The 22649-nt window shown below is 69.6% G+C and carries 21 protein-coding genes; 4 read left to right on the forward strand and 17 right to left on the reverse strand.

Going from position 1 to position 22649, the window contains the following annotated elements; all coding sequences use genetic code 11:
- Positions 1 to 12 precede the first annotated feature (12 nt).
- The 3 genes from GBB76_RS14220 to GBB76_RS14230 are packed head-to-tail and all read right to left on the reverse strand — an operon-like array spanning position 13 to position 3075.
- Positions 13 to 1251 carry an urea ABC transporter substrate-binding protein gene (locus tag GBB76_RS14220; RefSeq protein WP_152303908.1) on the reverse strand — a complete coding sequence of 413 codons (1239 nt, stop codon included), beginning with the start codon at positions 1249 to 1251 and terminating at the stop codon, positions 13 to 15.
- Between the two features lie 19 nt (positions 1252 to 1270).
- Positions 1271 to 1927 carry an ANTAR domain-containing response regulator gene (locus tag GBB76_RS14225; protein ID WP_152303909.1) on the reverse strand — a complete coding sequence of 219 codons (657 nt, stop codon included), beginning with the start codon at positions 1925 to 1927 and terminating at the stop codon, positions 1271 to 1273.
- Entirely contained in the window at positions 1927 to 3075 is a 1149-nt protein-coding gene (locus GBB76_RS14230) for a transporter substrate-binding domain-containing protein (protein ID WP_202911108.1), read from the reverse strand. The genes GBB76_RS14225 and GBB76_RS14230 overlap by 1 nt, the downstream gene beginning before the upstream one ends.
- A gap of 364 nt (positions 3076 to 3439) precedes the next feature.
- On the opposite strand from GBB76_RS14230, the gene GBB76_RS14235 reads away from it, so the two are divergent.
- On the forward strand, positions 3440 to 5479 hold the full coding sequence (locus GBB76_RS14235) for an NAD(+) synthase (RefSeq protein WP_152303910.1): 2040 nt from the start codon (positions 3440 to 3442) through the stop codon (positions 5477 to 5479).
- A 145-nt stretch (positions 5480 to 5624) separates the two neighbouring features.
- A complete protein-coding gene (locus GBB76_RS14240) occupies positions 5625 to 6302 on the forward strand; it encodes an LOG family protein (RefSeq protein WP_202911241.1) in 678 nt (225 codons plus the stop codon).
- A gap of 22 nt (positions 6303 to 6324) precedes the next feature.
- Here GBB76_RS14240 and GBB76_RS14245 read toward each other — a convergent pair whose 3' ends face one another.
- From GBB76_RS14245 to alr, 5 genes are all read right to left on the reverse strand, one after another.
- On the reverse strand, positions 6325 to 7212 hold the full coding sequence (locus tag GBB76_RS14245; RefSeq protein WP_152303912.1) for a PfkB family carbohydrate kinase: 888 nt from the start codon (positions 7210 to 7212) through the stop codon (positions 6325 to 6327).
- Between the two features lie 38 nt (positions 7213 to 7250).
- Positions 7251 to 7454 (reverse strand): DUF3775 domain-containing protein, encoded by a 204-nt coding sequence (locus GBB76_RS14250; protein ID WP_256366660.1) that lies wholly within the window; start codon positions 7452 to 7454, stop codon positions 7251 to 7253.
- A gap of 97 nt (positions 7455 to 7551) precedes the next feature.
- Positions 7552 to 8214 (reverse strand): bifunctional nicotinamidase/pyrazinamidase, encoded by a 663-nt coding sequence (gene pncA, locus GBB76_RS14255; protein WP_152303913.1) that lies wholly within the window; start codon positions 8212 to 8214, stop codon positions 7552 to 7554.
- A 92-nt stretch (positions 8215 to 8306) separates the two neighbouring features.
- Positions 8307 to 9560: a D-amino acid dehydrogenase gene (locus GBB76_RS14260; protein ID WP_152303914.1), complete on the reverse strand. Its 1254-nt coding sequence runs from the start codon at positions 9558 to 9560 to the stop codon at positions 8307 to 8309.
- Positions 9561 to 9581: 21 nt separating this feature from the next.
- Positions 9582 to 10703, reverse strand: a complete 1122-nt coding sequence (alr, locus tag GBB76_RS14265; RefSeq protein ID WP_152303915.1) for an alanine racemase — start codon at positions 10701 to 10703, stop codon at positions 9582 to 9584.
- A gap of 143 nt (positions 10704 to 10846) precedes the next feature.
- On the opposite strand from alr, the gene GBB76_RS14270 reads away from it, so the two are divergent.
- Positions 10847 to 11308: an Lrp/AsnC family transcriptional regulator gene (locus tag GBB76_RS14270; protein WP_152303916.1), complete on the forward strand. Its 462-nt coding sequence runs from the start codon at positions 10847 to 10849 to the stop codon at positions 11306 to 11308.
- A gap of 40 nt (positions 11309 to 11348) precedes the next feature.
- Here GBB76_RS14270 and betA read toward each other — a convergent pair whose 3' ends face one another.
- The 7 genes from betA to speB are packed head-to-tail and all read right to left on the reverse strand — an operon-like array spanning position 11349 to position 18124.
- Positions 11349 to 13043 carry a choline dehydrogenase gene (gene betA, locus GBB76_RS14275; protein ID WP_152303917.1) on the reverse strand — a complete coding sequence of 565 codons (1695 nt, stop codon included), beginning with the start codon at positions 13041 to 13043 and terminating at the stop codon, positions 11349 to 11351.
- A gap of 11 nt (positions 13044 to 13054) precedes the next feature.
- The gene (locus tag GBB76_RS14280; RefSeq protein WP_152303918.1) at positions 13055 to 14518 is read right to left on the reverse strand and encodes a cytosine permease; all 1464 of its coding nucleotides are present in this window, start codon (positions 14516 to 14518) and stop codon (positions 13055 to 13057) included.
- A gap of 1 nt (position 14519) precedes the next feature.
- Positions 14520 to 14690 carry a hypothetical protein gene (locus GBB76_RS18770; RefSeq protein WP_202911109.1) on the reverse strand — a complete coding sequence of 57 codons (171 nt, stop codon included), beginning with the start codon at positions 14688 to 14690 and terminating at the stop codon, positions 14520 to 14522.
- 57 nt (positions 14691 to 14747) lie between these two features.
- A complete protein-coding gene (locus GBB76_RS14285; protein WP_152303919.1) occupies positions 14748 to 15638 on the reverse strand; it encodes a polysaccharide deacetylase in 891 nt (296 codons plus the stop codon).
- A complete protein-coding gene (locus tag GBB76_RS14290) occupies positions 15635 to 16366 on the reverse strand; it encodes an SDR family NAD(P)-dependent oxidoreductase (protein ID WP_152303920.1) in 732 nt (243 codons plus the stop codon). The genes GBB76_RS14285 and GBB76_RS14290 overlap by 4 nt, the downstream gene beginning before the upstream one ends.
- Positions 16363 to 17145: an SDR family NAD(P)-dependent oxidoreductase gene (locus GBB76_RS14295; RefSeq protein ID WP_152303921.1), complete on the reverse strand. Its 783-nt coding sequence runs from the start codon at positions 17143 to 17145 to the stop codon at positions 16363 to 16365. The genes GBB76_RS14290 and GBB76_RS14295 overlap by 4 nt, the downstream gene beginning before the upstream one ends.
- Before the next feature lies 1 nt (position 17146).
- Entirely contained in the window at positions 17147 to 18124 is a 978-nt protein-coding gene (gene speB, locus GBB76_RS14300) for an agmatinase (RefSeq protein WP_152303922.1), read from the reverse strand.
- Between the two features lie 97 nt (positions 18125 to 18221).
- On the opposite strand from speB, the gene GBB76_RS14305 reads away from it, so the two are divergent.
- Entirely contained in the window at positions 18222 to 19133 is a 912-nt protein-coding gene (locus GBB76_RS14305) for a LysR family transcriptional regulator (protein WP_152303923.1), read from the forward strand.
- Positions 19134 to 19169: 36 nt separating this feature from the next.
- Here GBB76_RS14305 and glpK read toward each other — a convergent pair whose 3' ends face one another.
- Positions 19170 to 20672, reverse strand: coding sequence for a glycerol kinase GlpK (glpK, locus tag GBB76_RS14310; RefSeq protein ID WP_152303924.1), 1503 nt, complete (start codon positions 20670 to 20672; stop codon positions 19170 to 19172).
- A gap of 193 nt (positions 20673 to 20865) precedes the next feature.
- Positions 20866 to 22623, reverse strand: a complete 1758-nt coding sequence (locus tag GBB76_RS14315; protein WP_152303925.1) for an ABC transporter substrate-binding protein — start codon at positions 22621 to 22623, stop codon at positions 20866 to 20868.
- Positions 22624 to 22649 lie beyond the last annotated feature (26 nt).

Raw genomic sequence — 22649 nt, forward strand, 5'->3', positions numbered from 1 at the left:
GAGATCGACCGCTCAGTTCTTCGGCGGCGGGTTCGAGGGCGTGTACTGCGCGCTCGGGTCGCTCTTGGTCAGGTCGCAGCCGGCCTCGCCCAGCCAGTACGGCTTGATGTCTTCCCAGACCTTCGGGAAGGAGATCGAGTGATCCTCGCCGACCTTCGCCAGATAGATGGTGTGGGACATGTGCTGGCTCTTGGGGTCGAGGCAGACCTTGCCCTCGGGGGCGTCCATGCAGACGTCGCCCTTGGCGATTTCCTTGCGCAGGTCGTCGCGCTTGGTCGACTTCGCGCGCTCGATCATCTGCTTGTAGAGATAGACGGCGAGGTAGGAGTTCTCGGCTTCCTGGTTGACGTAGGGCTCATCCGGGAACTTCGCCTTGAACTTGGCGAAGAACGCCTTCGAGGCCGGGCTGTCGATTTCCTCGATGTAGTTGGTGGTGACGTACATGTCCTTGAGCGATGGCGGCTTGAAGCGCTTGTGCTCGTAGCCCTGGCCGACATTGACCGAGGAGGCCATCGGCAGGTTCACATTGGCGGAGGCGGCCTGCTCGTAATAGGAGGCCTGGGCGGTGCCGACCAGCAGCGTCACCACGAAGTCCGGCTTGGCCTTCTGGATGTTCTGGATGTTCTGGGAGAACTGCGACACGCCGAGCGGGATGAAGTCCTCGCCGACCATCTCGCCGCCGTGCTCCTTGACGATGTTGCGCACCCACTCGGCCGAGATCTGGCCGAAATTGTAGTCGGCGGCGAGCGTGTAGACCTTCTTGCCGTACTTCTCCATCATCCACGGGATGAGGGTCGAGAACTGCTGCTCGGGCACCGCGCCGGTGACGATCATGTTGGCGTCGCAGACGCCGCCTTCATACTGGTTGTTGTAGAAGGCCAGTCCGTCGAACTGGTTGACGATCGGGCGGTAGGCCTCGCGGGAGGCCGAGGAGAAGCCGGCGAACACGGCGTCCACCTTGTCGCGCTGGAGCACGCGGCGCATGAATTCCTGGTAGCGGGTGTTGTCGGACTGGGTGTCGTAGATCACCAGCTCCAGCGGGCGGCCCATGATGCCGCCGGCCTTGTTGATCTCCTCGGCGGCGAGCTGGATGGCGTGCACCTTGCCGATGGTCGCGGCGGCGAAGTCGCCGGACTGGTCCTCGAGCACGCCGAGCTTGATCGGGTCGGCGGCGTAAGCATGGGCGACGCTGAGCAAAAGCGTCCCCGTGAGGGCCGCGGCGCGCAGCCCCCGCATGGTCTTCCCAGTCATTTTATTCTCCTGTGAAAGGTTATCTTGTTTCCGCGCTGCGGCTCTCGGGGAGACGTTGCCCCGGTTTTTCGAGGGCGGCGGCCCTCGTCTTCATGAAAGCCTCGCAGTAGTCCTCGAGGACCAGCCGCGAGCGCATGCTTTCGCGCCGAAGCCATTCATAGGCTTCGTCGTCATCGACGCCCGTGTCGTTCATTCGGGCGATGATGGCCTTCACCACCGCGCGGCGGCCGCGCCGGCGGCGATCCATGTCGTCGAGCCGCGCCCGCAGGTCGCCGCGCAACAGGAACTGGTTGATGCCGAGGAACAGGGCGGTGTAGACGGCCGCGCCCTGCACGGGCTTGCGCAGGAAGGCCGTGGCGCCGAGATTCACCAGCTGCTTGAGCCGGCTCGGCGCTTCCACGCCGACCAGGCCGATGATCGGCACCGGCGGCTGACGCGAGCCGGCGTCGATGTCGAGGGCGACCGGATTGTCGAGGTCGCCGTCGATGAAGAGGATGTCGCGCTCGACCTGCATGGCGCCGATGTCGAGATCGGCGCGCCCGTCCACCAGCGGCGGGCAGTGCGAGGTGACGCCGAGCTTGCCCAGCGTGGTCTGCAGCGATTCCACGGCCGTGAGACTGGACGTGACGATATACGCCCGGCCGCCATTGAAATTCTGGAGCAGTCGAGGAGCCATCACTTTACCACTCTCAGTGAAGAGTTGCGGGAAGCGACCGCATAGCGCGGCGACGACTGGACGAGATAGGGGTCGGGACGGACCGGGCCCGGCGCCTCGACGAGGATGTCGAAGCGCGCGGACGCGTTTGAAACGCCAATTCGTGGCGTCAGATAGGCATGCAGGGTTTGCGGGTCGATATGCACGTCGCCCTGCGGGGCGGCGAGGCGCTGGCGCGTGACCGCCGCCTTGACTGCCTCGACGTCGTCAGTGCCGGTCTCGGCGAGGGCGAGCAGCAGCAGCTTCATCGCGATGTAGGAGGCTTCCGCATCGGCCGAGGTCGAGGGACCTTCCGGGAAGGTGTCGCGATAGGAGCGGGTGAAGGCGCCGTTGGCGGGCGAGCCGAGCGAGGAGAAATAGACGCTGGAGCTCAGATGCCCGTCGACCGCCTGCGCGCCGATCTCCTCCAGCTCCGGCTCGGACAGCGTGCAGCTTGCCACCGGGATGATGCGGGGCTGGTCGATGCCGCGCTTGAGGCAGGCGGTGCGGAAGGCGCGGAAGAAGGCGTAGTTGCTGGTGCCGATCAGGTTGTTGAACACGAAGGCGGGCCGCGCCTCGATGATCGCCTCGACCACCTGCTCAAGCTCTGTGTCGCCGACCGGCACGTAGCGCTCGGCGAGCACGCGGGCGCCGCGCGCCATCATCGCCTCGCGGAAGATGCGGGTGTTCTCCCACGCCCAGATATAGTTCGAGCCGACGCAGAAGGCGCTCGATCCGACATTGGCGAGCATGTGATCGACCAGCGGAAGCACGTGCTGGTTCGGCGAGGCGCCGGTGTAGATGACGTTGTTGGAACTCTCGAAGCCCTCGTAATGGGAGGGGTACCAGAGCAGCGCGTCGTGCTTCTCGAAGCAGGGGATCACCTCCTTGCGGCTGGAGGAGGTGTAGCAGCCGACCACGTGGCGGATGCCGGCGTTCAGCAGATCGCGGCTCTGCGCCGCGTAGCTCGCCAGATCGCCGCCCGGATTGACCACGACCGGCTCGATGACGACGCCCGCCGGCTGCTCGGCCACCGCCAGCAGCGCGCCGTTCAGCATGGAGCGCGCCACCACGCTGTACGGGCCGGTGGTGGAGAACATCACTCCGATGCGGTAGTGCTTCGACGTCATCTGTTCCGACCAAAACAAAAAACGCCCGCCGGTCTCTCGACCGTGGGCGTCGTTGCCACCAACCCGCAGCGCCCGAAAGAGACACTGTCGTTGGAAATGTTCACCGAGATTGCCGCGACATTGGGCATCTTTGCCCGCCGCTCTTTTCTTAGGCTTGCGTGAAGCCGCGCCTTTGTCAAGCGGTTTTCGGTATCGCCGGTACCGATGCACAAGTGCCGCGCGCCGCCAGCCCCCGTCGGTTCACCAAAAGCGCAGGAAACGCACGCCCGCCGCGCGCGCGGCTTTCCACGCGGCGCCCGGCGGGTAAATATCGCGCCGGTTCGCGCGCCCCTCCGGCGGGCGCCCCGGTGCCTGCGAGGATGGGATGGCCGACACAGACTGCCTTTACCGCCACGGCTTCCTGCGCGTGGGCGCCTGCGTGCCGCGCGGCCGTGTCGCCGATCCCGCCTTCGCGGTCGAGGCGCATCTGGAGCTGGCGCGCGAGGGCGACCGGCGCGGCGCCGCCGTGCTGCTGTTTCCCGAGCTTGGCCTGTCCTCCTACGCCATCGACGACCTGCTGCTGCAGGACGCGCTGCTCGACCGGGTGGAGACGGCGATCGGGCAGATCGTCGAGGCCTCGCGCGCGCTCCACCCCGTACTGGTGGTCGGCGCGCCGCTGCGCCGGGCCGGCCAGCTCTTCAACACGGCGCTGGTGATCCATCGCGGCGAGGTGCTGGGCGTGGTGCCCAAGAGCTACCTGCCCAATTACCGCGAATTCTACGAGCGCCGGCATTTCGCGCCCGGCATCGGCACGCGCGGCACGATTGCCGTCGCCGGCCGGCAGGCGCCGTTCGGCGACGACCTGCTGTTCCGCGCGCAGGGCGAGGTCGGCGTCACCTTCCATGTCGAGATCTGCGAGGACATCTGGGTGCCGCTGCCGCCCTCGACCCGGGCAGCGCTGGCCGGGGCCGAGCTGCTGCTCAACCTCTCCGCCAGCAACATCACCATCGGCAAGGCCCGCCACCGCCGGCTGCTCTGCGCCAGCCATTCGGCACGGTGTATAGCCGCCTATGCATATGCCGCCGCCGGGCCGGGCGAATCCACCACAGACCTCGCCTGGGACGGGCAGGCGGCGATTTTCGAGAATGGCGAGGCGCTGGCCGAGAGCGCGCGCTTCCCCGAGGGTCCGACGCTGACCGCCGCCGATGTCGACCTCGAGCGCCTGCGGCAGGAGCGGCTGCGCACCAACACCTTCGGCGACTGCGCGCGCGCCGAGGGCGGCGGCGAGGTGGACGGCTTCCGCACGGTCTCCTTCGCGCTGGAGCGGCCGGCGGCGCCGGTGGCGCTGGAGCGCCTGATCGAGCGTTTCCCCTATGTGCCGGCGGACGCCTCGCGCCTCGCCGAGGAATGCTACGAGGCCTACAACATCCAGGTGCAGGGCCTTGCCCAGCGGCTCGTCACCACCGGGCTGCGCCATGCGGTGATCGGCGTCTCCGGCGGCCTCGATTCGACGCAGGCGCTGATCGTGGCGGCCCGCGCCATGGACCTGATCGGGCGCCCGCGCACCGACATTCTCGCCTACACCCTGCCGGGCTTCGCCACCTCGGACGCGACCCGCGCCAACGCTCTGGCACTGATCGCGGCGCTGGGCGCCACGCCCGGCGAGATCGACATCCGCCCGGCGGCGCGCCAGATGCTGGCCGATCTTAGCCATCCCTTCGCGGCGGGCGAGCCGGTCTACGATGTGACCTTCGAGAACGTGCAGGCGGGGCTGCGCACCGACTACCTGTTCCGCCTCGCCAACCAGCGCGGCGGGCTGGTGGTCGGCACCGGCGACCTCTCCGAGCTTGGGCTCGGCTGGTGCACCTATGGCGTGGGCGACCACATGTCCCACTACAACGTCAACGCCTCGGTGCCGAAGACGCTGATCCAGCACCTGATCCGCTTCGTCGCCGCCTCGGGCGATGTCTCGCCGGCCACCGTCGCGGTGCTGGAGGCGGTGCTGGCGACGGAAATCTCGCCGGAGCTGGTGCCGGCCCATGAGGGCGCCACCATTCAGTCGACCCAGCAGATTGTTGGCCCCTACGCGCTGCAGGACTTCAATCTCTACTACCTGACGCGCCACGGCTTCCGCCCCTCGCGCATCGCCTTCCTCGCCGAGCGGGCCTGGGGCGAGGCCGCGCGCGGAAGCTGGCCGGCCAACACCCCGGCCGAGGACCGCCGGGCCTATTCGCGCGCCGAGATCCGCCACTGGCTGCGGGTGTTCCTCAAGCGGTTCTTCGCCAACCAGTTCAAGCGCTCGGCGCTGCCGAACGGGCCGAAGATCACCGCCGGCGGCTCGCTGTCGCCGCGCGGCGACTGGCGCGCGCCCTCGGACGCGCAGGCGCGCGTCTGGCTCGACGAACTCGACGCGTCGGAGGATTGAGCCGGTGGCGGGCAAGGACGGAAGGAAAGACGGCGACGTGAGCTATCAGGACGAGGCGAACCGCACGCGGCCGGCCCATAGCCGGCTCGCCCATCCGAGCTACCGGCTGCCGGCCGACGACCGCGACTTCATCCTCGGCGATTCCATGCGCGGCGTGCGCTTCCTGCTGGAATACGCCAAGGCCGAGGAAGAGCTGCGGCGCTGGCGCATCCGCTCGACCGTCGTGGTGTTCGGCTCGGCCCGGGTGCGCGAGGACGGGCCGGGCCGCCAGCCCTTGCTCTACGAGCAGGCGCGCGCCTTCGGACGGATCGCCTCCGAGCGCGGCGGCGCGCTCGACCTCGCCGATGGCGGCTTCCGCGACAACGTGATCGCCACCGGCGGCGGGCCGGGCCTGATGGAGGCCGCCAATCGCGGTGCCTTCGAGGTGGCCGCGCCGAGCATCGGCTTCAACATCTCCCTGCCGCACGAGCAGGCGCCCAACCCCTACACGACGCCCCAGCTCACTTTCCGCTTCCACTATTTCGCGATGCGCAAGATGCACCTGGCCATGCGCGCCAACGCGCTGGTGGTGTTCCCCGGTGGCTTCGGCACGCTGGACGAGCTGTTCGAGATCCTCAACCTGCGCATCACCGGCAAGGCGCCGCCGGTCGGCATCGTGCTGTTCGACGAGGCCTATTGGCGCTCGGTCATCAATTTCCAGGCGATGATCGACGCCGGCATGGTGAGCGAGCAGGACTGCACGCAGTTCCAGTTCGCCGACACGGCGGAGGAGATCTGGGACAAGCTGGTGGCCGGCGGCCTGCACAGCCATCCGCGCGTGTGAGTTTTCGGCGCGGCCGCGCGCCTTACGCCGGGCGAGGGGTGGCTAGCCGCATTTCCAGCGCCAGCCCGGCATCGCGCCAGAAGGCGTCGCGGTCGGCGAGGAAGCGCGCGGCGGTCTCGCTGCCGCGCCGCACGCAGGCGGCATAGGCGCTCCCGCGCAGGCAGCCATCGATGAAGCCGGCGGCGAAGACGTCGCCGGCGCCGGTGCTGTCGCGCGGCGCGTCGGGGGCGGTATCCTCCGGCGGATCGGTCGGGGCGAGCGCGACGGCGCTGTTTCCGCCAGCCTCGCAGAGCCGGACCGGACGGGGCCCGTCGGTCGCCACCAGCGCTTTGAGCCCCGGCCCGCCGATCCGGCGCGCGTGATCGAAGGCGCCCGCACCGAGCGCGAAGGCATGGTCGGAGGCGGAGGCGATCAGCACCTCGGCCGGCCGCCGCTCGCCCGCCTCCAGCGGCACCTGCGCGACGACGCGGGCGCGGTGGGCGAGGTCCTCCAGCACGCCGGGGTCGGCCCGGCGGACATTGACATAGGCGAGGTCGGCGGCGATGGCCGGCAGGGCGGTGAGGCGGCGCGCCTCGCTCGTCGCCGGCGCCACGATGGTGCGCTCGCCCAGGGGATCGACGAAGATCTCCAGCGGCACGGTCGGCGTTTCGCTGGCGACGAGATGGCGCAGGTCGAAGCCGAGCCGCTCCAGCACGGCCCGGCAGGCCCGTCCGGCCTCGTCGCCCGCCAGCGTGGCGACGAGGCTCACCCGGTGGCCGAGCGCCAGCAGCGCCGCGCCGGTGGCGAAGCCCCCGCCTCCGCAGCGCAGTTCGGTGCCGACGACGCTGACGCGCCCACCCCCGCCCAGCGGCGCGGCAAGGCGCAGGATGCGGTCGACATTGACGCTGCCGACGACGAGGACATGACCCATCAGGCAAGGTTCATTGGGGAAAGCTCATGCGCGGGGGCTCACAGCCGCCCGATCTCGTATTCCTCGCAGGAATAGCCGAGCAGCGACAGCCCCTCCTCCAGGAAGTCGCCGAGCAGGGGCAGGCCGAGCAGATAGGCGGCGGTGCGGCCGTTGTGTGCCTGCGCCGCCTCCTCGCGCACATCGGGCCAGTCGCCGGCATCGTAGTCGTCGCGCCCGAGCCAGGCGAGCGCCACTAGGTCGATACGGTGCTCGGGCGGGTGGCGTCCCGCGCGTACCTATGGAGAAGAACCGCCGGAGCGGGAAAAGGATGCAATGTGCCGGCAGACGGCGCGGCCGCCCTCAGCGCTGCGCGGCCGCGTCGGTGACGCAGGCCGAGGGATGGCAGGCGATGCCGAGCGCCTGGAACTGCTCATAGGTGGCTGCGGCCGAGCCGCCGACATCGATGGCGCGGCAGGCATCGTCGAACACCACCACGTCGAAGCCGATGCGCCGGGCATCCTCCGCCGAGAACCGCACGCAGAAATCGAAGGCGAGCCCGGCCATGAAGACGCGCCGGATGCCGCGCTCGCGCAGATAGCTGGCGAGGCCGGTCGGGGTGCGGCGGTCGTTCTCGTAGAAGGCCGAGTAGGAATCGATCCCGCGATGATAGCCCTTGCGCAGCACCAGCTCGGCATGCGGCACGTCGAGTTCCGGGCGGAAGGCGGCGCCGCGCGTGCCCTGCACGCAATGGTCCGGCCACAGGATCTGGGCGCCGTAATCTACGTCGACGGTCTCGTAGGGCCGCGCGCCGGGATGCGAGGAGGCGAAGGACAGGTGCCCGGACGGGTGCCAGTCCTGCGTCAGCACCACATGGGGGAAGTGGCGGGCGAGGGCGTTGACCGCCGAAATGACCTCGTCGCCTCTCGGCACGGCGAGCGCGCCGCCCGGACAGAAATCGTGCTGGATGTCGACCACCAGCAGGACGTCGCTGCTGCCGGGGACATATGCTTCGGGTGCGATCATGGCACAGCCATTTCGCGCAGGTCGCCCCGGCCGCGCAAGTGCGATTTCAGGTCGTTCGACTGCAAAGTTGTGGAGGCCGACCCGCTGCAACTTCAGGCGTAGCGGGCGATGGCAAGGTCTTCGGCGGCGATGGCGGGGCGGTGCCCGCTCACGAGGTCGGCCAGCACGCGCGCCGAGCCGCAGGACATGGTCCAGCCCAGCGTGCCGTGGCCGCCGTTCAGGAACAGGTTGGTGTAGCGCGTCGGGCCGATGACGGGGGTGCCGTCCGGCGTCATCGGCCTGAGGCCGGTCCAGAACTGCGCCTGCTCCCAGTTACCGGCGGCGCCGAACAGGTCGCGCGCCGAATGCTCCAGCGTGGCGCGCCGGGCCGCCGGCAGGTCGAGATTGAAGCCGGCGATCTCGGCCAGCCCGCCGACGCGGATGCACTCGCCCAGCCGGGTGATGGCGACCTTGTAGGTCTCGTCCATCACGGTGGAGACCGGCGCGCGGGCCGCGTCGACGATCGGCACGGTGAGCGAGTAGCCCTTCACCGGGTAGACCGGCAGCGACAGGCCGAGCGGGGCCAGCAGGGCCGGCGCATAGCTGCCGAGCGCGACGACATAGGCGTCTGCGGCGACATCGCCGGAATCGGTCTCGACGCCGGCGATGCGGCCGGCCTCCGCCTTCAGCCGGCGTATGCCGGTCCCGTAGCGGAAGGAGACGCCGATCTCCGCCGCGAGGGCGGCGAGCGCAGTGGTGAACTTGAAGCAGTCGCCTGTCTCGTCCATCGGCAGGCGCAGGCCGCCGACGATATGGTCGGCGGAGGCGGCGAGGCCCGGCTCGGCGGCGACGCAGCCGGCCCGGTCCAGCACCTCGAAGGGCACGCCGTCGGCGGCCAGCACCTCGATGTCCTTGCCGATGGAGTCGAGCTGCTTCTGGGTGCGGAACACCTGCAACGTGCCCTGCATGCGCTCGTCATAGGCGATGCCGGTCTCCTCGCGCAGCGCGATCAGGCATTCGCGGCTGTACTCGGCGATGCGCACCATGCGGCCCTTGTTCACCGCGTAGCGCGCGCTTGTGCAATTGGCGAGCATGGCCGCCATCCAGCGCAGTGTGGCGAAGTCGGCCCTCGGGTGCAGCACCAGCGGCGCGTGCGTCATGAACAGCCATTTGAGCGCCTTCACCGGAATGCCCGGCGCCGCCCAGGGCGAGGAATAGCCCGGCGAGACCTCGCCGGCATTGGCGTAGCTGGTCTCCAGCGCCGGGCCGGGCTGGCGGTCGAGCACCACCACCTCATGGCCGGCGCGGGCGAGGTAATAGGCCGAGGTGACGCCGATCACCCCGGCACCGAGAACGACGATCTTCATGGGCAAACTCGCGCGGGCGGCTCAGCGGTAGACGCGATGATAGCGCGTGCCGAGGCCGGTGAGGATTTCATAGGCGATGGTGCCGGCGTCGGCGGCGAGAGCGTCGAGCGTCTGGTGCGCGCCGATCATCTCCACCAGCGCGCCGGGCTTGAGCGTGCCGGGCGGCAGCGCGGTCACGTCGAGGGTCAGGCTGTCCATCGAGACGCGCCCGGCGATCGGCAGGCGGGTGGCGCCCCAATAGGCGGCGCCGCGGTCGCTCAGGGCGCGCGGCAGCCCGTCGGCATAGCCGGCGGCCGTGGTGGCGAGGCGGCGTTCGCCCGAGGTCACATGCGCGCCGCCATAGCCGACGCGGGCACCGGCCGGCACGGTGCGGACCTGCACCACCCGCACGTCGAGCCGGACCACCGGCGCCATCGGGTTGGCCGTGCCGGCGGTCGGCGCGCCGCCATAGAGCGCGATGCCCGGGCGCACCAGCGCGCCGTGATAATCCGGCCCGAGGAACACGCCGCCGGAATTGGCGAAGCTGACCGGCACGCCGGGGAAGGCGGCGGACAGGCGCCGCATCGCCGCGAGCTGCTCGCCGTTCAGCCCGGCGCCGGGCTCGTCGGCGCAGGCGAGATGGCTCATCACATGCAGGAGGCGCACACCGTCGAGCCGCGAGGGTTCGGCGGAAAGGGTCGCGGCCTCCGGCGCCGACAGGCCGAAGCGCGACATGCCGGTGTCGAACTGGAGCAGCGCCGGCAGTTCTTCACCCCGCGCGCGGGCAAGCCGCGACCAGGCGGCGATCTGCTCGAGGCTGTTCAGCACCGGCACGATGCCGGCGTGCGCGCAGGCCGGTTCCGCGCCGGGCTGCAGGCCGCTGAGGACATAGAGGCGGCTGTCCGCGTCGAGCCGGGGCTTTAGCGCCAGCGCCTCGGAAAGCTGGGCGACGAAGAAATCGCGGCAGCCGGCCGCTTCCAGCGCCGGCGCGACGCGGGCCGCGCCCAGCCCGTAGGCGTCGGCCTTGACCACGCCGGCGACCCTCGCCGGGGCGACGCGGGCGGCGAGGGCGCGGTAATTGGCGACAAGCGCCCGGAGGTCGACGGTCAGGATGCCCGGCGCCGTGTCGCTCGCCAGAAGCTGCTCCGAGATTTCACCGAACATCGCCCGCATCCGCCGCTGGACCATCACTCGAACGGGTGTCGATGATAATGCAGGAATCGCGCAAAGGGCGGTCGATTCGCGCATCGGATTTTCAACGAATACGTTTCTATGCAAGATTCGTCGATCTTTTGAAGGAAGCCGTCATGAGCGCGCTCGACGCAACCGACCGCAACATCCTGCGCCTGCTGCGCCTCGACGCGCGCATGAGCACGGCGAAGATCGCCGAGGAGGTCGGGCTGTCGGCCTCGACCTGCCTGCGCCGCATCAAGCTGATGGAGCATAGCGGCGTCATTCGCGGCTATACCGCGCTGGTCGACCATTCGGGGCGCGACGCGGCGATGGCGGTGATCATCAACATCACGCTGGAGCGGCAGACCGAGGACTATCTCGCCCGCTTCGAGACGGCGGTGCGCCGGCACCCGGAAATCCAGGAGTGCTATTTGATGACCGGCGGTTCGGACTATCTGCTGCGGGTCGAGGTAGAGAACGCCGCCGAATTCGAGCGCATCCACACCGACATATTGTCGACGCTGCCCGGCGTGCTGCGCATCCACTCCTCCTTCTCGATCCGCAACGTGCTGGCCACGCGGCGGCGGCCGAAATAGGCGGGTTCGGCCGAACCCGCCCGTTCCGGCGCCGAGCGGTTCAGAGCGCGCCGCCGAGCACCGGGCGCGCGGGCCGGCCGCTGCGCTGGCTGCTCTCCCAGCCCGGCGCGAGGCCGATCGCGGCGTTGGAGGCCGGCAGCAGCGGACGGCCGAGGATGAGGTCCGCCGCGCGCTCGGCCAGCATGATGGTGGGCGCGTTGAGATTGGCGTTGGGCTCGCTCGGGAACACCGAGGAATCCACCACCCGCAGCCCGGCGATGCCGCGCACGCGCAGTTCGCTGTCCACCGCCGCCATCGCGTCCTCGCCCATGCGGCAGCTTCCGCAGGGGTGATAGGTGCTCTCCATGGTCTGGCGCACGAAGGCGTCGATCTCGTCGTCGCTCCTCACATCGGCGCCCGGGGCGATCTCCTCCGCGCGGAACGGGTCCATCGCCGGCTGGGCGACGATCTCGCGGGTGAGCCGCACGCAGCGGCGGAAGCCCTCGCGGTCCTCCTCGCGGTCGAGATAGTTGAACAGGATCTCCGGATGCTCGCGCGGGTCGGCCGAGCGGGCGCGCACATGGCCCCGACTCCTGGGCTTGTTGGGGCCGGTCAGAACCATGAAGCCATGGCCCTTGAGCGGCTGCTTGCCGTCATAGCGCATGGCGGCGGGCAGGAAATGGAACTGGATGTCGGGCCAGCCGACCGAGGCGTCCGAGCGGATGAAGCCACCCGATTCGAAATGGTTGGTCACGCCCAGGCCGCGCTTGAACAGGATCCATTCGAGCCCGATGCGCAGCTTGCTGAGCGGACCCATACGTCCGTTGAGGGTAATGGGCTGCTTGCAGGCGTACTGGATGTAGATCTCGGAATGGTCCTGAAGATTCTCGCCGACGCCCGGCACGTCGGCCAGCACCTCGATGCCGGCGGCGCGCAGCACCGCGCCCGGGCCGATGCCCGAGCGCTGGAGCAGGTGCGGCGAGCCGATCGGCCCGGCCGAGACGATCACCTCGCGGCGCGCCCTGGCGGTGCGCGCCGTGTCGCCGACGAGATACTCCACCCCGGTGGCGCGGCCGGCCTCGACCAGCACCCGCCGCGTCATGGCGTGGGTGACGACCTTGAGGTTCGGGCGCGACAGCACGGGGCGCAGATAGGCATTGGCCGCCGACCAGCGCACGCCGTCCTTCACCGTCATGTGCATGGGGCCGAAGCCCTCCTGCATGTAGCCGTTCGGATCCTCGGTCGTTATGTAGCCGGCATCGCGTCCGGCATCGACGAAGGCGCGGTAGAGCGGGTTGGCCATGCGGTTGCCGTTGTTGACGGCGAGCGGCCCGCCCGTGCCGCGATATTCGTCGGCGCCGAAGGCGAAGCTCTCGGCCTTGCGGAAATAGGGCAGGCAGTTGCGGTAGCCCCAGCCGCGCGCGCCCAGCCCCTCCCACTCGTCGAAGTCGCGGGCATGGCCGCGCATGTAGACGAGGCCGTTGATGGAGGAGGAGCCGCCGAGCACCTTGCCGCGCGGGCAGTGCACGCGGCGCCCGTCGAGGCCCGGCTCCGGCGCCGTCTCGTAGCGCCAGTTGTACTTGGTGCCGTTCATCGGGATAGACAGCGCCGAGGGCATCTGGATGAAGATGCTGCGGTCGCTGCCGCCGAATTCCAGCACCAGCACCTTCACGGCGGGGTCCTCGGTCAGCCGGGCGGCGAGGACGCACCCGGCCGACCCGGCACCGACGACGATATAGTCGAATTCTTCGCTCATCTCGGTCTCCGTCAGAGCTGCGCGGCCGGCGCGGCGGACACGGCCGGGCGCTCGCCATAGGCCCCCCATCCCAGCCGGCGGGCGAAGGCGGCCGTCAGGCCCCAGTGGCACAGGCCGGCCGCCAGGCAGGAGGGGATGGACGCCGTCAGCAGGACGAACAGCGAGGTGTGCTCCAGCGACAGCGGGTTGAACACGCCGACATAGACGAGGAAGCCGACCGCCAGGGCGAACAGGCCGATCGGGTTGAAGCCGTGCCAGAAGCGGTAGGCGGAATCCTGCGGGCGGGCGAACAGGGCGCGCAGGTCGATCTGCTGCCGGCGCAGGATGAAGTAGTCGGCGATGCCGATGCCGGCGAGCGCGCTGTTGAGCGCCGAGGTCCAGACCAGGAACTTGAAGAAGCCGTCATAGATGCCGGGCGCGAACATCACCAGCGCCAGCGGGGCGACGCAGAACAGGAAGGTCAGCGTCTCCCAGCGGACCGCCCGCACGCCCGCCGTGCCGACCTGACGCAGGCCGATCAGCGAGGTGTAGAGGATGTTGGCCATGGAGGTGACGTTGGCGAAGGCGACGAAGCCGAGCGCCACGACGCCGATGACGAGGCCGCCGATCTGCGCCATCCAGATGGTCGGGTCGGCATTGCCGAGCGCCACGGCGGCCATCAGCCCGACGATCTCGCCGAGCACGGCGGCGCCGAACACGCCGACGAAGTTCGGCCACGTCGCCACCCGCTCGTTGCGGGTCAGGCGGGCGAGGTTGCCGAGATAGGGCCACCACGACATGCCGGCGGCGATGTTCACCTCGATGGCGATGATGAAGTTGGCGGTGCCGTCCTCGAAGGGCGGGGCCAGCGGCTTCATGTCGAGGATCTCGGCGAAGGAATGCTGCGACAGGATCAGCGCCATCATCACGAACATCAGCACCACCAGAGCGGGGGCGATGATCATGTTGAAGAAGCGGATCGAGGTCGGGCCCTTGGCCACCACGAACCAGGTGAGCAGTATGGCACCGCAGGCGGCGATGACGATCTTGAGCGGCGAGGCCGGCACGGTGGGGTCGCCTCCGCTCACCAGCGTCTGCAGCCCGTCGATGGAGCGGCCGAACATGATGCCGAGCACGGCGAGCCAGCCCATGGTGAGGAACACCACCGCCAGCACGTAGACCAGCCGGGCGCCGTTGGCGCCGAACATCGAGCGCAGGAACACGAACTGCTCGACGCCGTAGCGCCCGGTCGCCACGCAGGTCGCGAGCGCGGTGATGGACACGCCGATGATGTTGCCGATGACGATGGCGGCGATGCCCTCGCGCGGGCCGACGAACAGCCCGACCGCGCCCCCGATCAGGAACGCCCAGGTGGCGATGGCCAGCGCCGAATTGGCGTAGGTGAACTCCCAGAAGCCCCACAGCCGCTCGCCCGGCAGCAGGGGAGCGTCGCCGCGCTCGGCGGCCAGGCGGTAATCGTCCTTGGTCGTGCTCATCTCAGTGCCCCCACATCCAGAAGCCGACGCTGAGCGCGAGCGTGAGCCCGGCCATCGCCCAGTAGTCGACGGCGGAAAGGCGGCCGGGCCAGTGGCCGCCGGCCTCGAGCTGGTCATAGATGCGGATGCGGCGTTCGAGCTCGCGCTCCCACGCCAGAGCCTGGTCTTCCATGGTGGTCTCCCTAGGATCGTTCGTTGCGCGGCGTGCTTTGGTGCCGCCGCTTGCGTCTCAGCGGACCCGTACGGGCTCCGTGTAGTAGGGCAGGCGATCGACACGGGCGGCCCAGGAGCCGTCCGCGCTCACCGTCCGCACATGGCGGGCGATCTCCTCCATCGGCGCGAACCACACGTCGCCGCGCTGGAGCACGTCCTCGAGAAAGGCGTGGTAGAGGCGCCAGCGGGCCAGCCGGCCCGAGGCGAAGGGGTGCACGACCGGAACCCACAGCCCGCCATAGGCGTAGGCGGCCTCGAATTCCTGCCGGAAGGCCTCGAAGCCCTCGCGCGGCGCGCGGATGGGCATCATGTAGTCGAGGTCGGAGGACTGGACATATTGCGGCCAGTCGTCGAGGCCCCAGTGCGAGGGCAGCTCCACCAGCCCGCCCGTGTCGGTCTCCAGCAGATAGGGCTGGTCGTCGCCCATCAGCGAGGCGTCGTAGAGGAAGCCGCGCTCGATCAGCAGATCGGCCGAGCGGTGCGAGAAATTGTAGAGCGGGGCGCGCCAGCCGCGCGGGCGCTGGCCGGTGGCGCGTACGATCACCTCGATGCCGCGATCAAGCCAGTGCGCCTCCGCCGCCGCGTCCAGTTCGCGCGGGTGCTCGTGCAGGAAGCCGTGATGGGCGATCTCGTGCCCGCCGGCGAGTATGGTCTCCACCGCCTGCGGGTATTGCTCGATGCACCAGGCGGGGATGAAGAAGGTCTGCTTCAGCCCCAGCGCCCGGTAGCTGTCGACGATGCGCGGCACCGCCACCTGCGGGCCGTAGCGCAGCATGGAGATGGCGGCGACGCGCGAATGGCCGTCCTGCGGGTGGGCGATGTGGACGAGGCTGTCGGCGTCCATGTCGAAGGTGATGCAGGCGGCGCAGCGCGCCCCGTTCGGCCAGGGGATCGGGTTGCGGATCATGGCATGACACTCCCGCCATTGACGCCGATGCCCTGCCCGGTGACGTAATCCCCGGCGGGACCGGCAAGAACCACCGCCATCGCCGCCACCTCCTCCGGCCGCCCGAAGCGGGCGAGCGGGATGGCAAGCTCGCGGGCGCGCCATTCCGCGCTCATGCTGGCGGCCCCAAGCATCTCGGTGTCGATGGGGCCGGGGCAGAGCGCGTTGACGAGGATTCCGGGCGCGAACTCGCGCGCCCAGGAGCGGGTCAGCCCCAGCACGGCGTGCTTGGAGGCGACATAGGGCGAGAAGGTCTCGCGCCCGAGATAGGCGAGGTCGGAGGCGGTCAGGATCACCCGCCCGCCGCGCCCGGCCATCATCGCGATGGCGGCGCGGCCGACGAGGAAGCTGCCGCGCAGATTGATGGCGATCACCCGGTCGAAGGCTTCGACCGGCGTCTCCAGCAGCGGCGCCTCGTGGATGACGCCGGCGCAGTGCACCAGCACGTCCAGCGTGCCGAACTCCTCCGTCAGAGCGGCGAACATCGCCTCCACCAACGCCTCGTCGGCGACGTCGCAGACAAGGCCGAGATGCCCGCCCGGGCCGAGGCTCGCGATTGTCTCGTCGGGCGCGGCGATGTCGGCGGCGGCGACCCGCGCGCCGGCCTGCGCGAAGGCGCGGGCGCAGGCGGCGCCGATGCCGCGCCGGGCGCCGGTGACGAGGACGTTGCGTCCGGCGAGCGCGTTCATGCCATCACCTCGCCGCGGTCGAGCGTGAAGGCCTGCCCGGTGATGTCGCGGGCGCCGTCGGAGGCGAGGAAGAGATAGAGCGGGGCGATGTCGGCGGGCTCCAGCAGGCCCGGCAGCACCTGCGCGCCGACGATCTCGTCGAGCAGTTCCTGCTCGGGCCGCCCGGTGCGCCGCGCCATGTCGGCCAGCGAGCGCATCGCCGCCTCGGTGCGCACCCAGCCCGGGCAAACCGCGTTCACGCGGATGCCGCGCGGGCCGAGCTCATGGGCGATGGAGCGGGTGAAGCCGAGCGTGGCATGCTTGGAGGCGACATAGGCGGAGAACTCGCCGACCGCCGTGCGGCTCCAGATCGAGGCGGTGAGCACGATGCGCCCGCCCTCGCCCATCAGCGCCGCCGCCCGCCGCGTCACGTTCCAGGTGCCGACGACATTGATGTCGACGATGCGGCGGAAAATGTCGTCGGTCTCCGGCCGCCCGTCGAGCAGCGGGGTGATGCGCTCGAGTCCCGCATTGTTGACGAGCACGTCGAGCGGGCCGATGCCGGTGAGCGCCGCCTCGACGGCCGCCGGATCGGTGATGTCGCAGACGATCGGCCGGCATTCGGCGCCGGTCGCGGCGGCGATGGCGGCGGCGGTGTCCGTCACCGCCGGATCGTCGGCGAGGATGTGCACAAGCGCGCCGGCGCCCGCGAAGCCTTCCGCGATGGCGCGGCCGATGCCCCGGCTGGCGCCGGTGACGAGCACGTTCTCGCCCGAGAAGTCGAAGCGCAGGCGGCCCATCTCAGACCCCCGCCTGCCGCTGGTGCATCACCCGGCCGATGAAGTTCAGCAGAAGCTGCGCGGCGAGGATCGCCGTGGTGCCGGTGTGGTCGTAGTCGGGCGCGACTTCCACCAGGTCGATGCCGACCACGGTGCCGCGCTTGGTCAGCCCGTCGAGCAGTTCCAGCCCCTCGTAATAGGTGAAGCCGCCATGGCTCGGCGTGCCGGTGCCCGGGGCGATGGAGGGGTCGAAGCCGTCAATGTCGATGGTGACGTAATAGCGCGCGCCGGCCGGGATGCGGGCCAGCGTCGCCTCGATGCCGAGCTTGCGGATCTGCCGCACCGAGAGGATGTCCGAGCCCATGGCGCGGGCCGCCTCGTAGCCCTCGCGGGCGGTGGAGGAGACGTTGCGGATGCCGAGCTGGCTCAGCCCGGTGACATAGGGCTTCTCGGCGGCGCGGCGCATCGGGTTGCCGTGGCCGTAGCGCACGCCGTGGCGCTCGTCGACGAAATCGAGGTGCGCGTCGAGCTGCACGATGTGGATCGGGCCATTCTTCGCGCAATCCTCGGCGAAGGCCTCGACGCAGGGAATGTTGATCGAATGGTCGCCGCCGAGCACCACCGGCAGCGCGCCGGCGGCGAGGATCTTGCGCACGCCATAGGCGATGTTGGCGTGGCTGGTGAGCGTGTCGGTGTGCACGATGTCGGCGTCGCCAATGTCGAGGATGCGCACCTTGTCGGCCGGCAGGTAGGTGACGTCGTCCTCATGGTCATAGGCGCCGCCATGGCCGAAGGAGAACAGCGTCGAGGCCTCGCGGATGGCGCGTGGCCCGAAGCGGGTGCCGGCGCGCCATTGCGTGCCGAAGTCGAAGGGCGCGCCGAGCACGGCGACATCGGCGTCGATGGCGTCCCAGTCCGGCTGGTAGGGGTTCTTGCCGAAGGTGGAGATGCCAACGAAGGGCAGGTTGAGCCTGCCCTTGTCATAACCATGAGCCGACATGCCGCTGTTCCCGATTTCGATTACCGAGGAGACTAGCGGCAGCGGACGCATCGAAAAATCATCTTGATCCAACGTTCACATCGGTCATCCTCGATGTATGGAACGTCGCGTCGCCCTTCTGGATCTCGATCTGCGCCTGCTGCGCATCTTCCAGCTGGTCGTGCGCCATAACGGCTTCTCGGCGGCGCAGGGCGCGCTCGGCATGAGCCAGGCGACGATCAGCGCCCATATGAAGCTGCTGGAGCAGCGCCTCGGCGTGCGGCTGTGCGAGCGCGGGCGCAGCGGCTTCTTCCTCACCGAAGCGGGGCGGCAGGTCCATTCCGCCATGCTGGACCTGTTCGGCTCGATCGAGAGCTTTCAGGGCGCGGTGGCGGCCGTGCGCGGCGATCTCGCCGGCGTGCTGCATTTCGGCACGGTCGACGCGATGTACTCCAACGCCACTATCGGGCTGGCGGCGGCGCTGGCCGAGTTCGCCCGCGCCGCGCCGCGCGTGCATCTGGAGATCGACATCGCCGCGCCGCAGGAGCTGGCGCGCGGGGTGATGAGCGGGCGCTATCACGTGGTGCTCAGCCCGGCGCAGGACTATTCCGGCCCGGTCGAGACGGTCGACCTGTTCGACGAGGAGCAGCGGCTCTATTGCGGGCGGGGCCATCCGCTGTTCGCGGTGCCGGACGCGGAGCTGACGCCCGCCCTGCTGGCGGCCCAGCCCTTCGCCGGGCGCTCCTATATGAGCGAGGGGCCGATCTGCGGCATTCCCTTCCGCTGGGCGGCGGTGGCGGCGCATATGGAGGGCACGGCGCTGCTGGTCAGTTCCGGCGCGCATCTGGCCTTCCTGCCCGCCCATTTCGCCGCGCAATGGGTGGCGCGCGGCGAATTGCGGGCGCTGGCGCCCGACCGCTTCACCTTCGACGACCGCTTCCAGATCGCCTTTCCGCGCAAGAAGCCGATCCCTTCGGCGGAACTGCTGGTGCGCTGCCTGTCGCAGCATTGCCGCCGGGTGGAGAGCTAGCGCCGACGTCGCGCCGCGCCTTGCTCCGCCCCACCGTCACGGCATGGTCAGGCGGCGCACCGCGTCGCGCCAGCCGGCGAGCTTGGTGGCGCGGGTCTCCGCCGGCATGGAGGGGTCGAAGCGCCGGTCCAGCCGCCAGGAATCGGCGAAGCGGCCGGGGGCGGGCATGATGCCGGCATGCAGCCCGGCGAGATAGGCGGCGCCGAGCGCCGTGGTCTCGCGGATCACCGGCCGGTCCACCGGCGCGGCGAGCAGGTCGGCAAGGCGCTGCATGGCGAAGTTCGAGGCCACCATGCCGCCGTCGACGCGCAGCACCGGGGTGCCGTGGCGGCCGCCGCCCGAGCGGGCCCAGTCGGCGTTCATGGCGTCGATCAGGTCGGCGGTCTGGTAGCAGACGCTCTCCAGCGCCGCGAGGGCGAACTCGGCCGGCCCGGAATTGCGGGTGAGGCCGAACATCGCCCCGCGCACGTCGGGGTTCCAGTGCGGGGCGCCGAGGCCGACGAAGGCCGGCACGAGGTAGACCTGCTGGCCAGGATCGGCGGCGTCCGCCAGCGCTTCGCTCTCGGCCGAGTTCTTGATGATGCCGAGCCCGTCGCGCAGCCACTGCACCGCCGCGCCGGCGACGAAGATCGAGCCTTCCAGCGCATAGCTGCGCTTGCCGCCGATCTGGTAGGCGATGGTGGTCAACAGCCGGTTCTGCGAGGCGACGGCGGTGTGGCCGGTGTTGAGCAGGGCGAAGCAGCCGGTGCCGTAGGTCGACTTGATCATGCCCGGCTGGAAGCAGGCCTGTCCCACGGTGGCGGCCTGCTGGTCGCCGGCGATGCCGCCAATGGCGATGGCGCCGTCGAACAGGCCGGGCAGCGTGGTGCCGAAATCGGCGGCGCAGTCGCGCACCTCCGGCAGCAGCGAGCGCGGCACCCGCAGCAGGGCGAGCAATTCGTCGTCCCATGCGCCGGTATGGATGTTGAACAGCAGCGTGCGGGCGGCGTTGGTGGCGTCGGTGGCGTGCACCTGCCCGCCGGTCAGCTTCCACAGCAGCCAGGAATCGACGGTGCCGAAGGCGAGTTCGCCACGCTCGGCGCGGGCGCGCGCGCCGGGCACCTCGTCGAGGATCCAGCCGATCTTGGTGCCGGAGAAATAGGGGTCGAGGATCAGCCCGGTGCGCTCGCGCACCAGCGGCTCATGGCCTTCCGCGCGCAGGCGGGCGCACAGATCGGCGGTGCGCCGGTCCTGCCAGACGATGGCGCGGTGGATGGCGGCGCCGGTCTTGCGGTCCCAGACGACGGTGGTCTCGCGCTGGTTGGTGATGCCGATGGCGGCGATGTCGGCGGCGCGCAGGCCGGCCTCCTTGATCACCGCGCGGCAGGTGGCGAGCGTGGTGCGCCACAGGTCCTCCGCCTCGTGCTCGACCCAGCCGGAGGCGGGGAAGTGCTGCGGGAATTCCTGCTGCGCCTGCGCCGCGATGGTGGTGTCGGGCCGGAACAGGATGGCGCGCGAGGAGGTGGTGCCCTGGTCGATGGCGAGAAGATAGCTGGTCACGTTGCACTCCGCGCAAAGTGGTCGTCCCGGCACGGCATTACACCATGTCCGGGACGACGTCCGGCATTTGCGGCCGCCCCCGGCCGGCACGGGCGGGGGCGGAGGGAGAAGAGCGTCCCGGACGGCGCGTGCGCCTCCGGGACGAAGTGCCGGGGCCGGTCTGCGAGCCCCGGTGCGGAGATCGCGGCGGGCCTCAGTTCTTCTTCGGCGGGGTCGCCGGCCAGCTGCCGATCAGGGTGTCGTAGTCGATGGTCTCGCCCTTCGGCTTCTCGTTGGCGAGCTTGGGCTGCGGGGCGAGGTTGCCGTTCTCCTTGGCCATCTTCACCCAGTAGTCCATCGGGTGCTTGGCGTTGAGCTTCGGGCCGCAGTCACCCTGCACGCCGGAACGCTCGAGACGCTCCAGCACCGAGTCCTGCGCGGCGGCGAGGGAGTCCATGGCCGCCTGCGGGGTCTTGGCGCCCGAGGAGGCGTCGCCGATGTTCTGCCACCAGAGCTGCGCCAGCTTGGGGTAGTCCGGGATGTTCACGCCGGTGGGCGACCACTGGACGCGGGCCGGCGAGCGGTAGAACTCGACGAGACCGCCGAGCTTGGGCGCGCGCTCGGTGAAGCTCTTGTCCCAGATGTCGCTCTCGCGGATGAAGGTGAGGCCGACATGGCTCTTCTTCAGCGAGACGGACTTCGAGGTGACGAACTGGGCGTAGAGCCAGGCCGCCTTGCGGCGCTCGACCGGGGTCGACTTCAGCAGGGTCCACGAGCCGACGTCCTGGTAGCCGAGCTTCATGCCCTCCTTCCAGTAGGCGCCCTTCGGCGAGGGAGCCATGCGCCACTTCGGGGTGCCGTCGGCGTTCATGACCGGCAGGCCGGGCTTCACCATGTCGGCGGTGAAGGCGGTGTACCAGAACATCTGCTGGGCGATGTTGCCCTGGGCGGGCACCGGGCCGGCTTCGGAGAAGGTCATGCCGTTGGCGGCGGCGGGCGTGTATTTCTTCAGCCACTCGATGTACTTGGTGATCGAGTAGACGGCCGCCGGGCCGTTGGTGTCGCCGCCGCGCTCGACGGAGGAGCCGGTCGGGCGGCAGCCTTCCATGCGCACGCCCCACTCGTCGACCGGCTTGCCGTTGGGCAGGCCGCGGTCGCCGTTGCCGGCCATGGAGAGCCACGCATCGGTGAAGCGCCAGCCGAGCGAGGGGTCCTTCTTGCCGTAGTCCATGTTGCCATAGACCTTGACGCCGTCGATTTCCTTCACGTCGTTGGTGAAGAATTCGGCGATGTCCTCATAGGCCGACCAGTTCACCGGCACGCCGAGATCGTAGCCGTACTTGGCCTTGAAGCGGGCCTTGTAGTCCGGGTTGGCGAACCAGTCGTAGCGGAACCAGTAGAGGTTGGCGAACTGCTGGTCGGGCAGCTGGTAGAGCTTGCCGTCCGGGGCGGTGGTGAAGGAGATGCCGATGAAGTCGCCGAGGTCGAGCGTCGGCAGTGTGACGTCCTTGCCCTCGCCGACCATCCAGTCGGTCAGCGGCACGGCCTGCTTGTAGCGGAAATGGGTGCCGATGAGGTCGGAGTCGTTCACCCACGCGTCGTAGATGTTCTTGCCCGACTGCATCTGGGTCTGGATCTTCTCCACCACGTCGCCCTCCTGGATGAGGTCGTGGGTGAGCTTGATCCCGGTGATCTCGGAGAAGGCCTTGGCCAGGACCTTCGCCTCGTATTCATGGGTGGTGATGGTCTCGGAGACGACGTTGATCTCCATGCCCTTGAAGGGCTCGGCCGCCTTGATGAACCACTCCATCTCCTTCATCTGCTCTTCCTTGGAGAGCGTGGAAGGCTGGAATTCGCTGTCGATCCACTTCTTGGCGGCGGCCTCGTCGGCACGCGCCGGCGCGGCGAAGGCGATCAGCGCCGCGGCGCTGGCGGCCAGCATGAGCCGGCCTCGACTCAGTGATTTGGACATGGGTCTTTCCTCCCGTTTCTTTCCAG

This window comes from Ancylobacter sp. TS-1 (assembly GCF_009223885.1).
Lineage (GTDB): Bacteria > Pseudomonadota > Alphaproteobacteria > Rhizobiales > Xanthobacteraceae > Ancylobacter.